Origin of the sequence: Rhodoferax sp. (assembly GCF_014859475.1) — a bacterium.
In the GTDB taxonomy this organism is placed as follows: domain Bacteria; phylum Pseudomonadota; class Gammaproteobacteria; order Burkholderiales; family Burkholderiaceae_C; genus Rhodoferax.
The window spans coordinates 13,341-29,214 of the sequence record NZ_JACUUE010000002.1 but is presented as its reverse complement, the minus strand read 5'-3'; the positions used below and the strand labels follow the sequence as shown (position 1 = coordinate 29,214).

The following is a 15,874-nucleotide window of genomic DNA, read 5'->3' as shown; positions in this document are numbered from 1 at the left end:
ATCAGGGCCATTTAAACCTTGGCACTGGTGCCACTTTCTCAACGTCATGCTTTCGGAACTGTTACTGACCGAAATCGGCCGCCCCAATCAGCCCACCAAGCTGCCACTGCACCGCCAGCTGTACGAGGCGTTGCGGCGGGCCATTCTGGACGGCAAGATCGCCGCCGGCGAGCGCCTGCCGTCGAGCCGCGACCTGACGCAAGACCTGCAGTTGTCGCGCAACACCGTGGTTGCCGCCATCAACCAGCTTACGGTGGAGGGTTACCTGGTCAGTCGTATTGGCAGCGGCACCTTTGTCAGTGACAACGTGCCCCGCATGCCAGCGCAGCCGCAGCGTAGCGCCCCCGCCCGACACACCAGCCTGTCGGCACGCGGCATGCGTTTAAGCAGCACGTTCTGCGCCACCGACCTCGAGATTCAGCCGTTCACGCCGGGCATTGCCGACTTCAGCGCGTTCCCGGTGGGCTTATGGCAACGCCTGCAAAACAAGCACTGGCGCATGACCTACCCCGAGATGCTCGACTACAGCAGTTCGGGCGGCTATGCGCCGCTGCGCCGTGCCGTGGCCGACTACCTGCGGGTGATTCGCAGCGTGCCGCTTGAATTGGAGCAGGTCATTATCACCAGCGGCACGCAGGAGTCGCTGGTACTGTGCGCGCAGTTGCTGGCCAACCACAATGATGCCGTCTGGCTCGAAGACCCGGCCTACTGGGGCGCGGTCAAGGCCTTCATGGCAACCGGATTGAGCCTGCACGCGGTGCCGGTGGATGAGCACGGCATTGCGCCCGAGCCCGCCGATGACACCACGCCGCCGAAGCTGATCTACGTGACGCCGTCGCACCAATACCCCACTGGTGCCGTGATGACGCTAGCCCGGCGACAGCAACTGCTCACGCTGGCGCGCCAGCACCAGGCCTGGATTCTGGAAGACGATTACGACAGCGAATTTCGCTTCAGCGGCCCGCCCATTGCCTCGCTGGCCGGGCTTGACACCGACCAGCGCGTGATCTACCTGGGCTCGTTTTCCAAAGTGCTTTACCCGGGGCTCAAGCTTGGCTACATGGTGGTTCCCAAAGGGCTGGCCGCGCCCTTCAAGCGCGCCCACTACGACCTGAACCGCCCCGGCCAGATGCCGCTGCAAGCTGCACTGGCCGAGTTCATCGAGATGGGGCACTTTGCCAGCGCGCTGCGCCGCGCCCGGCAAAGCTACGCCCAGCGCCGCGCCAGCTTGCTGGCCGCGCTGCAACCCTGCCTGGGGCCGCTGGCCCGCATCACCGGCGCCGAGCAGGGCTTGCACCTGTGCCTGCGCTTGCCTGATACGCTGGACGACAAGGCACTGGCGCGGCGCATTGCCAAACTCGGTCTGACGGTGCGCCCGCTGTCGAGCTATTGCATTGAGCAAACCCGGTTGCGCGGCTTGATCATTGGTTACGGCTACGCGCCACTGGCAGAAATTGAACACTTCGGCCCGCTGCTGGCCCAAACCATCACCAGCGCCCTGTCCTGCAGCAGCACCACAAAATGATCCAAGCTGAATCCGCTACCACCGCCCCATCCTTCCAGCCAGGCTTCATGGTCTTGCATGGCAATCGTCTGGAAGACCTGCGCAGCCTGCTCTGCGAATTTCTGCGCGACCATCCGCTGCCACCACTGACCCCGGAGGTGATTCTGGTGCAAAGCAACGGCATGAAGCACTGGCTGGAAATGGCGCTGGCCGACGACAGCGCTCTAGGCATTTGCGCCGCCACCCGGCTGGAATTACCCAGCGGCTACCTGTGGCAGGTCTATCGCAGCGTGCTGGGCGCAAATGCCGTGCCGGCGCACATGCCATTTGACAAAAGCCATCTGCTGTGGCGCCTGGTGCGCCTGTTGCCTGCACTGGCCGCGGCCAACCCGGTTTATGAACCGCTGCAGCGCTATCTGGCGGCTGATGCCGACGGCCGCAAGCTGTACCAATTGGCGCTGCAGGTGGCGGATGTGTTTGACGCTTACCAAAGCTACCGCGCCGACTGGCTGGCGGACTGGGCGGCTGGCCAGATTGGCCGCGACGTGCTGCGCGACCACAACGGCCAACCCGGCGTGCTGGCCGATGCCCACGCCTGGCAAGCCCAGCTGTGGCGCGACCTGCGTGCCGATGTCGGGCCCGAGCTGGCCGAGGCCTCACGCGCGGGCGTGCATGCCCGCTTCATGGCCGCGCTCAAGTCGCAATTGGCGCTCTGCCAGTCCAGCGGCCAGCGCCCGGCGGGCTTGCCACCTCGCTTGGTAGTGTTTGGCATCTCGTCCCTGCCGATGCAAACCGTCGAAGCGCTGGCGCAATTGGGCCAGTTCTGCCAGGTGCTGATGCTGGTGCAAAACCCGTGTCAGTATTACTGGGGCGACATCGTGGCCGGACACGACCTGTTACGCGCCCAATTGCGCCACCGCCAGACCGCCCGGCCGATGGCCAGCAGCAGCCACCCCTTGCTGGCCTCCTGGGGCAAACAGGGGCGCGACTACCTGCACTTGCTCGATGACTTTGACAACGTGGCGCAGTACCGCCAACGCATGCAGCGGGTCGATATGTTTGTCGATCCCGCCGCCGATCTGGAAGCCCCGACGTTGTTGAACCAGCTGCAGTCGGGCATCCTGAACCTTGAGCCAGCGCACGGTGCGCTTGATGCCAAACGCGACGTGCGGCCGGACGACGACAGCATCCACCTGGTCACCTGCCACAGCGCGCAGCGCGAAGTCGAGGTGCTGCACGACTGGCTGCTGGCCTTGTTCGACACCGAGCCGGCTTTGATGCCGCGTGATGTGATGGTGATGGTGCCCGACATGGCCGCCTTTGCGCCGCATATTCAGGCGGTGTTTGGCCGCTTTGCCGCCGGACAGGTGCGGCATATTCCGTATTCGGTGGCGGACACCACACCGCGCCAGTCGCCGCTGGTGCAGGCGCTACAGCAACTGTTGTCGCTGCCCACCTCGCGCCTGTCGCTGGCCGACTGGCTGGGGCTGTTTGAAGTGGCAGCGCTGCGCCAGCGTTTTGGCCTCAGCGAGGCCGACGTGGCGCAACTGCACGAGTGGCTGGCGCAGGCCGGCGTGCGCTGGGGCCTGGACGCTCGCCACCGCCTGGCCTGGGGCGTGCCACCCGGCGTGCCGGGCCTGGACCAGAACACCTGGGCCTTTGGCCTGCGGCGCCTGCTGCTGGGGTATGCCGTGGGTGCGGGGGCGCCGTGGGGCACCACTTTGCCGCAGGCGGCGCTGAACGGGCTTGATGCCGGCGTCATCAGCGCCCTGCTCGACTGGGTGGATGCCGTCAACCAGACCCTGCAGGAACTCTCTGGCAGCCATACGCCCGCCCAATGGGTACCCATTCTGACGGGCATCGTCGAACGCTTTTTCAGCGCCGCTGATGACCTTGATGGGCGCCTCATCCAGCGTTGCCTGGCACCGCTGGAAGTTTGGCTTCAAGCCTGCGAGGCAGCCCGGCTTGACACCCCGCTGCCGCTGGACGTGGTGCGCGAGCATTGGCTGTCGCAAATCGAAGAGCCCAGTTTGCAGCAGCGCTTTTTTGGCGGGGGTGTGCAATTTGGCACCCTGATGCCGATGCGCTCGATCCCGTTCCAGGTGATTTGCCTGCTGGGCATGAACGACGGCGACTACCCGCGCCAACAAGCCGCGCGTGACTTTGACCTGATGGCGCAGAGCTGGCGCGCGGGTGACCGCTCGCGCCGCGAGGACGACCGCTACCTTTTTCTGGAAGCCCTGCTGTCGGCACGGCAAAAGCTCTACATCAGCTGGCAGGGCCACCGCGCCACCGACAACAGCGAGCAACCGCCCTCAGTACTGGTGGCGCAACTGCTGGACTATTTGCAAGCGGGCTGGCAGGGTGCGCCCAAGCCACAGCAGCACCCGCTGCAGGCGTTCTCTGAAGCCTATTTTTTGCAGGATTCACCGTTTGAAAGCTACGCCAGCGACTGGGCACGGGTGCATGAACAGGCCGTCGTTGCGAAAGCAACCGTCTTTGCGAACGAAGTGACGCAATCCATGACGCCGGACAACATGGATCGCCACGCTTCGCCTTCCATGAACAGCCCCGTCATTGCGAACGCAGTGAAGCAATCCATGTCCCCGGAAGTCATGGATCGCCACGCTTCGCTCGCGATGACGAAGTCTCTGTTCAAGGTCCGTGTGCGGTATCGGGCCGGATACGGGGGGCTCGCGATGACGGTTCACGGTTCGCACGCCGTACCGGACCACTTGACGCTGGCCGACCTGCGCCAACTGCTGCGCCAACCGGTCGAGGTGTTCTTCAAATCGCGCCTGCGGGTGCGGCTTGACACGGTGGACGAGCTGGAACAAAGCGAGGAACCCTTCACCCTCAATGGCCTGGAACAGTACCAGGCCGGCCAAACCTTACTTGACGCCGCTGAGTTGCCCCAGGCCCTTGAACGCATGCGGCTGTCGGGCCAGTTGCCGATGGCCGCCTTTGGCCAGCGCCTGGCTACCGAATTGCAGACCAAGGCCCAAGTGGTGCTGGAGCGACAAAGCGAATGGACACTGCGCTACCCCGAGCCGCTGCCGGTGCAATCCATTAACCTGCAGCTGGGCGGCATCAGCCTCAGCGGCACGCTGGAAGGTCTTGCCAGCGGGCGCACCGGCTGGCTGCAGCTGAGCCAGCGCGTGGGCGCTGTGCTGCAGGGCGAAAAAGAAGCGCGCACGGCACGCGCTCATGTGGTGGTCGGCTTGTGGCTGCAGCACCTGGCGGCCTGCGCCAGCGCCATGCCGCTGACCAGCGTGCAACTTGGGCTGGACGGCCAGGTTGTCTTTGCCCCGCTGCCCCAGGCTGACGCCCTGCGCATGTTGCAAGGGCTGGTCACGGCCTACCTGGCGGCCTGGGAGCGGCCATTGCCGGTGGCCTGCAAATCTGCCTGGGCCTACCTGCAAGCCCAGGCGCAAGCCGCCCGGCTGGCCGAGACCGAGCCCGACAAGGCGCCCAAAGACCCGCATGAGGCCGCACAGGCCGTGTTTGAAGGCGCGCACCATGGCGGTGAGCGCGACGAATCGGCCTATCTGGCGCGGGCGTTTGAAAATTATGAAGACATCGAGGCCGAGTTGCCCGACTGGGCCGAGCAGCTTTATGGCGACCTGGCCCGGCACCTTCAACTAACCCAAAGCGAAGGCGCGAGCGCATGAGCGAGATCAAAAAACTTGACCCCCTGACCCTGCCTTTGCGTGGCCTGCAGGTTATTGAGGCCTCGGCCGGCACGGGCAAAACCTGGACCCTGGCCGCGCTGTACGTGCGTTTGGTGCTGGGCCACACGCCTGGCGGCAGCAACATCAAACAGGGTTTGTTCCCGCCGCAAATCCTGGTCATGACCTTCACCGATGCCGCCACGGCCGAGCTGCGCGGGCGCATCCGCGTGCGCCTGTCGCAGGCGGCGCGCTACTTTCTTCATGGCGAACAGCCTGGCATTGAGGCGGATGATTTTCTGCGCGCACTGTACGCAGAGATCGACATCGCACAACGGTCGGCCTGCGCCGAGCGGCTCGACGTGGCCGCCCAATGGATGGATGAAGCCGCGATTTTTACCATCCACGGCTGGAGCAGCCGGATGCTCAAAACCCACGCCTTCGACAGCGCCAGCCTGTTCCAGCAAAGCCGCGTTGAAGACAGCACCCGGCTCAAGCTGGTGGCCGTGCAAGACTATTGGCGCAAGTGGTTTTACCCGCTCTCAAGTGAACAGCTCGGTGCCCTGCAGGCGCTGGCCAGCAACCCGCAGGAGCTGTTGGACCAACTGGGGCCACTCTGGGCAAAAGAGGACAAGGCACCGCAGCCAGCCACCGCGCCAGAGTCAGAAGCCTGGGCCGCACAGCGTTCTGCTACGTGTCCCCCGCCCTGCGGGCTCCTCCTTTTACCTGCGCAGAACGCTGTGCCGCCCAGGCTCCTGGCGCCCGACGTCATCATCCAGACCTGGGAAGCCTGGCAACACCAGCAGCAGGCGCTGGCCGCCAGGGCACGGCTTGGCTGGACGCCGGAACAGGTGGCGCGGGTCGCTGACGCTGCCGCGCGCAAAGCCATCAAGGGTTACCGCGCCGACTGGCTGGCAGGCTGGCTTGAACAAATGGCGGCCTGGCAGCAAGGCGAGGCCATCAAGCTCGACACGCTGCAGCGTTTTGCCGCATCGCGCCTGCTGGAAAAAGGCTGGGCTGAGGCCGCGCAACACAGCACTTTTGGCCACATCGAGGCCCTGTGCGAGCACCTTGCCGCCGAGCCCGAGGTGGCCGAGCCCTTGCTGGCCCATGCCGCCTTTGAGGTGGGTGCCGCTTACGCCCAAGCCAAGGCCCGCCTGGCGCAGTTCGATTTTTCCGACCTGTTGCAAAACCTGTACCACGCGCTGCAAGCCCCAAGTGGCCACCTGGCAGCGGCGATTCGCCAGCAGTTTCCGGTGGCGCTGGTTGATGAGTTTCAGGACACCGACCCCTGGCAATACGGCGCGCTGGCCAAAATTTACGGCAACGCTGAAGACCCACCCCACGCCACCGGCCTGATCATGATTGGCGACCCCAAGCAGGCCATTTACAGCTTTCGCGGTGCCGATCTGGCCACCTACCTGCAAGCGCGTGCGCAAGCCCAGGCCATTCACACACTGTCGGGCAACTTTCGCTCCACGGCGGGCGTGGTGGCGGCGGTGAACCATGTGTTTACCTACGCAGCCAAACCTTTTGGCGATGTTCCTTATGAAAGGGTGAGCGCCTGCAATCCCAAGGTGCAGCCGCTGCAGGTGGCGGGTCAAACCCAGCCCGCCATGACCGTCTGGCAGCTGCAACACACCAAACTGCCGCGCAAGCCGGTGCTGCTGCGCCAACTGGCCGAGGTGTTTGCCACGCAAATGGTGGGCTTGCTCAACACCGGTGCGGCCCGGCCCGGTGCCATGGCCGTGCTGGTAAGGAACTGGGTCGAGGCGCGCGCCATTCGCACGGCGCTCTCAAACCGTGGTGTGCGCAGCGTCTATTTGTCGGAGCGCGACAGTGTCTTTGCCACGCCGCAGGCCACCGACCTGTGGCGCATTTTGCGCGCCGTGGCCCAGCCGCGCGATGCCCAATGCATTCGGGCCGCGCTGGCAACCGCGCTTTGGGGCCTGCCCTGGCACGCGCTGGAAAACCTGTTTCAGGATGAAGTGGCCTGGGACACGTTGACTGAACGTTTTCATGACTGGCAAAAAACATGGCAACGCCAAGGCTTTTTGCCGATGCTGCACCAGTTGCTGCACCAGCAGTCCATCCCCCAGCGGCTGCTCAACCAGGGCGATGTCGCCGCCAACCAGGGTGAGCGCCAGTTGACCAACCTGCTGCACCTGGGCGATTTGCTACAGGCCGCCAGCCTGAGTTTGCAAGGCGAAGGCGCGCTGCTGCGTTACCTGGAAGACCAGTTGCGCGCGCCCCAAGCCAGTGGCGACACCGCGCAATTGCGCCTGGAGAGTGATGCCGATCTGGTGCAGGTCATCACCCTGCACAAAGCCAAGGGCCTGCAATACCCGCTGGTGTTCCTGCCCTTTGCCTCCGGCTACCGCGCCGCTGACAAGGGGCAGGACGATGGCTTGCGGCTGGCCGAAGACATCCGGCTGCTGTATGTGGCGCTAACGCGCGCCGAGCAAGCGGTGTGGCTGGGCATCACGCCCACGCGGGGCGATGTGGATGGCAAAAACGCAAAGATCGCAAGTGCGGTGTCAGCGCTGCTGGGCCGCCAGGCCCCCGATGACCTGGCGCAGTGCCTGCAAGCCTGGGCATCAGAACACATCGTGGTGCAAGACGCCCCCGCGCCCAACGACACCGCGTACACCCCGCAGGCAGCCGCCAAAATCTGGAAACCGGCGCTCACACCCCGGCGCCAGTTACGCAGCCGCTGGTGGAGCGCCAGCTTCAGCGCGCTGACGCGCGAGGTGGCGCATTCAAGCCCGGCGCTGGCCCCCGGGTCGGCGCTGGACGAACGCCTGGGCGACGCCCAGATCGACAGCGCCCCGACCGAGGCCACCGATGCGCCAGACCAGCCCGAGTTGCTGTGCCCGCCGCTCAATGCCTTCCCCGCTGGCAGCGCCTACGGCACCCTGCTGCATGACCTGCTTGAATGGCAGGCGCAACAGGGCTGGCCCGCAGCGCAAAACAAGCCGTCGCCAACTGTGGCCGCCGACTGGCAAAAGCTGCTGGCCCGCAAGGCGCAGGGGCTCAAGCTCGATGAAGCCGAGTGCGCATTGCTGGCCGCCTGGGTGCCCGCCATTGTCAACACGCCGTTGCCACTGACAGGGTCGTCCAGGCTGATGTTGGCCAGCTTGACACCTGAACAACACTGGGCCGAGATGGCTTTCAGCCTGAAGGTCAGCGCACTCAGCAGCGCCCGGCTCGACCAGCTGATCGGCCACGGTGTGTTGGCGGGCCAGCCGCGCCCGGCCATGCAAGCGCGCCAGCTGGCGGGCCTGCTCACCGGCTTCATGGACCTGGTGCTGGCATTTGAAGGCCGCTACTACGTGCTCGACTACAAGTCCAACAAGCTGCCCGGCTACGCGCCGGCGCAATTGCAGCAGGCCATGCTGGCGCACCGCTACGACGTGCAATACACGCTGTATTTGCTGGCGCTGCACCGGCTGCTGAAATCGCGCCTGGCAGACTACGACTACGACTTGCATGTGGGCGGTGCGCTGTACCTGTTTCTGCGCGGCATTGACCAGGCCGGTGCCGGGCTCTATGCAGACAAGCCACCCAAAGCCCTGATCGAAGCGCTTGACGCGGCGTTTTCTGCCAGCCCGGCGCACGCTGAACCTTTGGAAACAGCCGAATGAACGCCGAACCAACCCAAGCCAACACCCTGACCTTGACCGCGCTGGACCGCGCGCTGGTGGCATTTTTGCAAGACGTGCAACCCAGCGCCAACCCGTTGCACGGCGAACTGGTCGCCCGGGTCAGCCAGCAGTTCGGCCGGGGCCACGCCTGCCTGGACCTGAGCACGCTGGCGCCCGAGCTGCGCCAGAGCGCGGCCAGCCTGCCCTGGATTGACGGCCCCAACAGCCCGCTCGTGCTCGACACTGCGCGCCTGTACCTGCGCCGCAACTGGAACGCCGAGCAAAGCATCCGCGCCTCGATTGCCGCCCGCCTGGCGCAGCCCTGCCCTGTGCCCGAAAACCTGAGCAAGACACTGTCGCAGCTGTTCCAGGCAGACCAGCAAACAGCCGCCCCCGACTGGCAAAAAGTGGCCTGCGCGCTGGCCGCACGCAAACGTCTCACCCTCATCACCGGCGGCCCCGGCACCGGCAAAACCACCACCGTGGTGCGCCTGCTGGCACTGCTGCAAGCCGACCCGGCGCGCCAGCACACGCCCTTGCGCATCGCGCTGGCGGCACCCACCGGCAAGGCGGCAGCGCGGCTCGGCGAATCGATTGCTTCAGCCGTGCAAAAACTGCCCGAGCACTTGCAGCAGCACATCCCGACCCAGGCCGTCACCCTGCACAAATTGCTGCAAGTGCGCAGCAATCTGGCGCAAGACGCCGTGCCAGAGTTGGCCGTGGACCTGGTGGTGGTGGACGAAGCGTCGATGATCGACCTCGACATGATGGCCCGCCTGCTGGCCGCCGTGCCCCCGAGCGCCAGCCTGATCCTGCTCGGCGACAAAGACCAGTTGGCCTCGGTCGAGGCCGGTGCCGTGATGGGCCAGCTCTGCGCCGGTGCCGACCAGGGCAACTACACGCCCGACACAATAAGCTGGCTGGCGCAAACCACCGGGGCCGACCTGAGCGCCTGGGCTGGCAACGGCTCAAACCTGGCGCAACAAACCGTCATGCTGCGCAAAAGCCACCGCTTTGCCGACGACAGCGCCATCGGCCAATGGGCCCGTGCGGTGAATGCGGGCGACGGTGCCGGGGTCGCCAAACTGTGGCGCCAAGCCCCTGACTGGCGCCTTGACGTGTCAGCCAACGTCACCCGGCTGCAGCCCGGCCAGGCGCATGACCCGCGCCTGAAGGCGCTGCTGCAGCAGGGCTGGCAAGCCTGGCTGCAACAACTGGCAAACGCCAAAGCCAGCGTTTGCAGCGACACGCAAGCGCTGACCGCGCTCAAGGCATTTGCCAGCTTTCAGGTGCTGTGCGCGGTGCGCGACGGCCCGTGGGGGGTGACCAGCCTGAACCAGCGCATTGCCGCCAAGCTGGGGCTGCCAACCGAGGGCTGGTACGCCGGCCGCCCGGTGATGGTGACGCGCAACGACTACAACCTCAAACTGATGAATGGCGACGTCGGCCTGTGCCTGAACCATGCCCGGGGCCTGCGCGTGGCGTTCCCGGACGGCCAAGGCGGCCTGCGCTGGGTGCTGCCCGCCCGGCTCGACGCCGTGGAAACCGTGTTTGCCATGACCGTGCACAAATCACAAGGCTCGGAGTTTGACCATGTCGCCCTGGTGTTGCCGGACCGACCGGTGGCGGTGCTCACGCGCGAACTGCTTTACACCGGCATGACGCGGGCCAAAACACGGCTGACGCTGATGGCACCGCAAGCGCAGGTGCTGCTGCATGCGGTGGCGGCCAAGGTGTTGCGCAGCGGTGGCCTGGCTGGCCTGTGAACCGCATGTGACAAAATTTGCATTACTGGATGCCGTGGCACGTATGGAGCGCGGCCTGATCGATGCCGACCTTGGCCGTAATCGCCTTAAGCAACGGGTTGCACTTCCAGTGCGCGGAAACCGGTTTGCCAATGTGGTGTTTTTCCTTTTTGGATTCGAGAAGAACGACCGCAGCAACATCTCAGCCAAGGAGTTGATGCTGTACCGGCGCTTGCGTGAGCACTTTCATGTCAGTCAGTCAGTCCGTATTTGCCGCCTGGATCGCCTGAAAAACCGTGGTCTGTCCCTTATTTCCCCTTGCCGCCTATGGTGCTTGAGCTTGCGGGTGTGGTTCCTTACAATTCAATAAAATGTAAGGAATTTCACATGTCTGAAGCTGCACTGACCAGCAAGGGCCAAATCACTATTCCCTCCAATATCCGGAAGTCGATGTCCATCAAGGACCTCAAGGGCATGCTCAAGTCGCCGCCAGGCGTCTCTGTCCCGGTTTCTGACATGCGCATGGGCGGGGATTAATGGCGGCACTGGACACCAACATACTGGTTCGCTGGCTGACCAACGACGATGTGAAGCAATGCGCAGCAGTGGCCCGGCTGCTTGACGCGACCATCAGCAAGGGCGAGCGCCTGTTTGTCAGCGTCACTGTCATGCTGGAGGTCGAGTGGGTGCTGCGGGCCAGGTACCGCCATGACAGGCAGCAGGTGACGGCCGCGCTGGATGCTTTGCTTGATGTGACAGAACTGGCGTTCCAGACGGAGCCTGCTTTGGAACAAGCGCTCTGGCTGTTCAAGCAGACCGGTTCCAGAGATTTCGCCGACTGCCTGCACATTGCACTCGTCAGCCAGGCAGGACAGCGGCCGTTGCTTACCTTTGACGACCGTGCGTCGAAGATTGAAGGCGGCCCAGTCTTCGGCGTCATCAACCGGTGCGCAAAGCGCTTCGGTGGAGAGTGGCGACAGACATGGAGACTTTCGCTGGACAGGCCATTGAAAAGGGTCTGGTCTGGTCCTGCAAACCTATGGTTTTAAGGGCTTGAACCGTGGTCTGTCCCTTATTTTTGGCTTGACTATTGCATGAGTCCACAAGCAGAAATCATTCATGGCCTGACGCAGGTCGCGCCAAGCCTCTCGCCCAAGTATTTTTACGATGCCAGGGGCTCGGCGCTGTTTGAGCAGATCACCGTGCTGCCAGAGTACTACCCGACGCGCGTCGAGCGCGGCATCATGGCCGGGCATGGCCCCGACATCGCGCGCAGCGTGGGCACCGGCAGCACGGTGATCGAGCTGGGCGCGGGCAATTGCGACAAGGCGCGCGCGCTGTGCGAACTGTTGGCGCCAAAGCGTTTTGTGGCCGTCGATATTTCTGAGGCGTTTTTGCATGAGGCAGTGGCCAGCATGCGCCCGAGTTTTCCCGACATCGCCATCCAGGCGCTGGTGGCTGACCTGAGCGCCGATATCGTGTTGCCGGCCAACTTGCCATTGGCGCAGCGGCTGGTGTTCTACCCAGGCTCTTCCATCGGTAACTTCGACCCGCGCCAGGCGCTGGCTTTGTTGTCGCGCATGCGGGGCTTGCTCGGCGACGATGGCGCCCTGTTGATTGGCGTCGATCTGGTCAAGGACGCCTCGATACTCCATGCCGCCTACAACGATGCCGCCGGTATCACGGCCGCCTTCAACCTGAACGCGCTGGCGCATGTGAACCGGCTGATCGGCAGCGACTTTGATGTGGCGCAGTGGCAGCACGTGGCTTTTTTCAACCCCGTGGCCTCGCGCATCGAGATGCACCTGCAGGCCAGCACAGACACCCTGGTGCGTTGGCCCGGTGGCGGGCGCAGCTTTGTGCGTGGCGAGCGCATTCACACCGAGAACAGCTACAAATATCTGGCGGAGGATTTTCTGGACTTGTTGCGGCGTGCAGGTTTGCCCAACACTCAGGTCTGGACCGACGAGCTGGCCTGGTTTGCCGTTGTGCTGGCCCGCCCCTGAGGCGCTGTCAGCCGCGCAGCGTGATCGACGCCAGCGCGTCGCCTTGCGCAAGGATGCGACCAATCGCCACAGTGTGGACGTAGCCCTGCGCCCGTAGCGCGGCAATGCAGGCATCGGCACGGTCCGCCGGCACGCTGGCCAGTAAGCCACCTGCGGTTTGCGGGTCAAAAAGCAGCGGGTAACGCGGGTGGCTCACCATCGCCTGCTGGTTGCTCAGGGCACGGCGCAGGCGCACGTTGGCACTTTGCAAAGAGCTGACGATGCCTTTCCCCACGCATTCCTGCGCGCCATCCAGCAGGGGCAGTGCGCCCAGATCAAGTTCCGCATCCACGCCTGAAGGGCGCGTCATTTCCACCAGATGGCCCAGCAGGCCAAAGCCGGTCAGGTCGGTGCACGCGGTGGCGCCGAATTGGCGCAGGGTTTGGGCTCCCTTTTGGTTGGAGACCACCATCGATTGCAGTGCTGCGTCAATCCAGCGGCCCTTGGCGGCCAGGCGGGCATGCGCGGCAAACAGGGTGCCGGTGCCAATCGGCTTGGTGAGAATCAGCACATCGCCCGGGTGCATGCCGTTCTTGCGCAAGATTTGCGCCGGGTCGTCGTCGATCAGGCCATTGATGGCAAAACCCAGCGCCAGCTCCCGGCCCTCGCCGGTGTGCCCCCCCACCAGGGCGCAGTTGGCATCGTTGAGCACCTCCAGCGCGCCGGTCATCATCTGGAACAGCACGTCTTCCACCTTGCTCTCCAGCCCTGCGGGCACAGTGGCGATGGCCGTGGCCGATTGCGCCTGCGCGCCCATGGCCCAAATGTCGCCCAGCGCGTGGTTGGCAGCAACTTTGCCAAACAGGTAGGGGTCGTCAATGAAAGAACGAAAGAAGTCCACCGAATGCACCATCGCCTTGCCGGGTGGCACCCGCACCACGGCAGCGTCGTCGGGGTCGGCCAGGCCGATGAGCACGTCGTCGCGCGGCACCGGGTGCAACTGGCTCAGGGCGCGCGACAGCACCGTGGCTCCGACCTTGGCGCCGCAGCCTCCGCAGCGCATGGCAATGGCTGAGATGGCCTGCAAGGATTCTTCGGAGGTGAGTTGCACGGTGCCGGGTGCACCACCCGGAGCCACCTGCGCGGGCGTGGCACGGGCCTCCATGGGCGCGAGGTCTTGAAACTTGCGCATGAAACCCCGGTCGATCCAGTCTTTCCAGCGCCACACCCAGGCCCCGGAAAAGCCGAGCCAGCCGCGCGAGGCCACCGCGTACCTGTCGCCGGTGCTGATGAGCGCCAGCCAGCTGCGCTGCGGGTGATAGGGTTTGAGCGGCGCGCCCTGCACGCTCAGGCGCAGGTTATGCGCCAGCGGCGGCCCCTGGCGCACGGCAAACACACCGGCCTTCTCCAGTGGGTGGTTCACCATGCTGGCAATGTCGCCGGCGGCAAAAATGCCGGGATCGGTCACGGTCTGCAAGGTGTCGGTGACCTGGATGAAGCCATTTGCATCCAGCGCCAGGCCGGTGTCTTTCAGCCAGGCTGCTCCCCCCGCGCGGGTGACCCAAACGATCTCGTCGGCATCTATCGTCTGGCCGGTGGATGTTTGCAGCCTGCCTGGACTGACCTGTGTGACGGCCGCATGGCGGTGCACCTGCACGCCGCGCGCTGCCAGCACCGCATCAAATGTGCGCCGCACGCGGGCGTTGTGGGTGGGCAGGATATTGGCGTTGTTGGTGAACAGGTGAAACACCAGTTCATCCGGGTTGCGGCCCAACGTGCGCAGTTCCTGGCGCAGGCGGTATTGCATGGCCAGCAGCAGTTCAACACCGCCCGCGCCCGCGCCCACCACCGCCACGGTGGTGGTGCCGGGGTGATGCTGCACGCGGTTTAGCAGAGCCAGCCAGCGCGCATTGAACCGGGTGATGGGTTTGACCGCAATGGCGTTGTCTGCCGCACCCGGCACGTTGTGGAGTTGCGGCGTGGAGCCGGTGTTGATGGACAACACGTCGTAGGGCACCGGCGGGCGGTTGCGGCACAGCACCTTGCGGTTGGCGCGGTCCAGCCCGATCACCTCGTCGCGGTACAGGCGCGCGCCGGCAAACACCGCCAGGCGGCTGAGGTCGATGTGCACCTCGTCATAGTCGTAATGCCCCGCCACGTAGCCCGGCAACATGCCCGAGTAAGGCGTGTGCATGTCGGTGCAAATAACGGTCAGGCGCACACCGGGAATCGGTTGCATGCCAAAGCTTTTGATGACCCCCACATGGCTGTGGCCGCCGCCGACCAGCACGATGTCTCTGAGAATGGGTTGTTCAGGTGTCTGCATGTAATAAATTTTGGGCCAGAGCAAGCACTGCGGCTTGCTCGGTGGTAGGTGAAAACAGGGGAGCGCGAAATGTGCACTGCCCGCACAGCCGGGCATAAAGTCCACTGGCATCATGCATGGATGCGCGACAGCGTAGCAGCAAGTTTGCCAGTTCGGCTGCGTCGCCCAGCGCAAAATAACCGGCGTAGCCTGCCCCCAGCATACCCACATTGCCGGGTATGTTTGATGCCAGCACCGGCGTGCCGCTGCACACCGCCTCCAGAATCACATGCGCGCCGCCCTCCATGCGGCTGGTGTGCACCAGCACATGCGCTTGGGCGATTTTTTGCAGCGTGTCGGCATGCGCCATGCCACCCAGCCAGCGGTAATTCGGGCACTCCAACATGCAGGCGCGGGCCTGTGCGCCCAACGCGGGGTCCAGCGCATCACCAATGTGATTGATCAAAATGTCGGATTGCCCCTTGAGCAGACGGGCCGCTTCAAACAGGGTTTGTGGCAATTTTTCGTCGCGCAAATGCCCCACCATCAGCACCCTCAGCTGCTCGGTGGACTTAAGCAGCACATCTTGTGTTGCCGTGGATTGAAAAATCACCCGCGTCTTGGCGCGCAACGCCACCGGCAGTGCCTCTGCACCGCATTCCTGCAGCACCACCAACTGGTTCGCATAACGCAAAGAGGCTTGCGCCGAAGCGTCAGACTGGATATCGCGGTACAAGTCCGTGCCAGTCAGCACCACGCCCAGACCCTCAGCATCTTCCATTGCACCCTTGGCCCTTGCCCAGCGCGCAATGGATTCGGCACTGCGCCGCGCGTGCAGAGCCAACATCACGTCAAACGGCGAGCCATTCCAGGCTTGGGCAATCGTGACATCAAAGGCCGGGCGCAACATTTGCGACCAGCGCCACGCGGTTTGCCAATTGCCATTGTTGGCATCGGCTGCAGCGGGGCTGATGATCAGCACGCGTGGGATGTTCATGTGAAAAATAGGATCGTGGGCTGGAG

Annotated in this window: 10 protein-coding genes; 8 read left to right on the top strand and 2 right to left on the bottom strand. The window is 64.4% G+C overall.

From position 1 onward, the window contains the following. The first annotated feature begins 46 nt into the window (after positions 1 to 46). The 8 genes from IBX54_RS00400 to egtD are packed head-to-tail and all read left to right on the top strand — an operon-like array spanning position 47 to position 12,567. Entirely contained in the window at positions 47 to 1,525 is a 1,479-nt protein-coding gene (locus tag IBX54_RS00400; protein ID WP_296540684.1) for a PLP-dependent aminotransferase family protein, read from the top strand. After that, positions 1,522 to 5,175 (top strand): exodeoxyribonuclease V subunit gamma, encoded by a 3,654-nt coding sequence (recC, locus tag IBX54_RS00395; RefSeq protein ID WP_296540683.1) that lies wholly within the window; start codon positions 1,522 to 1,524, stop codon positions 5,173 to 5,175. Before IBX54_RS00400 ends, recC begins: the two co-directional genes overlap by 4 nt. After that, positions 5,172 to 8,816, top strand: a complete 3,645-nt coding sequence (gene recB / locus IBX54_RS00390) for an exodeoxyribonuclease V subunit beta (RefSeq protein ID WP_296540682.1) — start codon at positions 5,172 to 5,174, stop codon at positions 8,814 to 8,816. Before recC ends, recB begins: the two co-directional genes overlap by 4 nt. Then, positions 8,813 to 10,582 (top strand): exodeoxyribonuclease V subunit alpha, encoded by a 1,770-nt coding sequence (recD, locus tag IBX54_RS00385; RefSeq protein WP_296540681.1) that lies wholly within the window; start codon positions 8,813 to 8,815, stop codon positions 10,580 to 10,582. Before recB ends, recD begins: the two co-directional genes overlap by 4 nt. Then, the gene (locus IBX54_RS00380) at positions 10,563 to 10,931 is read left to right on the top strand and encodes a type II toxin-antitoxin system RelE/ParE family toxin (protein WP_296540680.1); all 369 of its coding nucleotides are present in this window, start codon (positions 10,563 to 10,565) and stop codon (positions 10,929 to 10,931) included. The genes recD and IBX54_RS00380 overlap by 20 nt, the downstream gene beginning before the upstream one ends. Positions 10,932 to 10,948: 17 nt before the next feature. Beyond that, positions 10,949 to 11,098 (top strand): hypothetical protein, encoded by a 150-nt coding sequence (locus tag IBX54_RS00375; RefSeq protein WP_296540679.1) that lies wholly within the window; start codon positions 10,949 to 10,951, stop codon positions 11,096 to 11,098. Beyond that, entirely contained in the window at positions 11,098 to 11,610 is a 513-nt protein-coding gene (locus tag IBX54_RS00370) for a type II toxin-antitoxin system VapC family toxin (RefSeq protein ID WP_296540678.1), read from the top strand. Before IBX54_RS00375 ends, IBX54_RS00370 begins: the two co-directional genes overlap by 1 nt. A gap of 45 nt (positions 11,611 to 11,655) precedes the next feature. After that, a complete protein-coding gene (egtD, locus tag IBX54_RS00365) occupies positions 11,656 to 12,567 on the top strand; it encodes an L-histidine N(alpha)-methyltransferase (protein ID WP_296540677.1) in 912 nt (303 codons plus the stop codon). A gap of 7 nt (positions 12,568 to 12,574) precedes the next feature. Here the strand turns inward: egtD and selD are convergent, their stop codons facing one another. Both selD and senB read right to left on the bottom strand, forming a co-directional pair. Then, positions 12,575 to 14,872 (bottom strand): selenide, water dikinase SelD, encoded by a 2,298-nt coding sequence (selD, locus tag IBX54_RS00360; protein ID WP_296540676.1) that lies wholly within the window; start codon positions 14,870 to 14,872, stop codon positions 12,575 to 12,577. Then, the gene (gene senB / locus IBX54_RS00355) at positions 14,859 to 15,848 is read right to left on the bottom strand and encodes a selenoneine biosynthesis selenosugar synthase SenB (RefSeq protein WP_296540675.1); all 990 of its coding nucleotides are present in this window, start codon (positions 15,846 to 15,848) and stop codon (positions 14,859 to 14,861) included. The genes selD and senB overlap by 14 nt, the downstream gene beginning before the upstream one ends. Positions 15,849 to 15,874 lie beyond the last annotated feature (26 nt).

Coding starts and splice junctions, on each gene's coding strand:
- IBX54_RS00400 (WP_296540684.1), top strand. CDS start 47: ATGCTTTCGGAACTGTTACTGACCGAAATCGGCCGCCCCAATCAGCCC.
- recC (WP_296540683.1), top strand. CDS start 1,522: ATGATCCAAGCTGAATCCGCTACCACCGCCCCATCCTTCCAGCCAGGC.
- recB (WP_296540682.1), top strand. CDS start 5,172: ATGAGCGAGATCAAAAAACTTGACCCCCTGACCCTGCCTTTGCGTGGC.
- recD (WP_296540681.1), top strand. CDS start 8,813: ATGAACGCCGAACCAACCCAAGCCAACACCCTGACCTTGACCGCGCTG.
- IBX54_RS00375 (WP_296540679.1), top strand. CDS start 10,949: ATGTCTGAAGCTGCACTGACCAGCAAGGGCCAAATCACTATTCCCTCC.
- IBX54_RS00370 (WP_296540678.1), top strand. CDS start 11,098: ATGGCGGCACTGGACACCAACATACTGGTTCGCTGGCTGACCAACGAC.
- egtD (WP_296540677.1), top strand. CDS start 11,656: ATGAGTCCACAAGCAGAAATCATTCATGGCCTGACGCAGGTCGCGCCA.
- selD (WP_296540676.1), bottom strand. CDS start 14,872: ATGCAGACACCTGAACAACCCATTCTCAGAGACATCGTGCTGGTCGGC.
- senB (WP_296540675.1), bottom strand. CDS start 15,848: ATGAACATCCCACGCGTGCTGATCATCAGCCCCGCTGCAGCCGATGCC.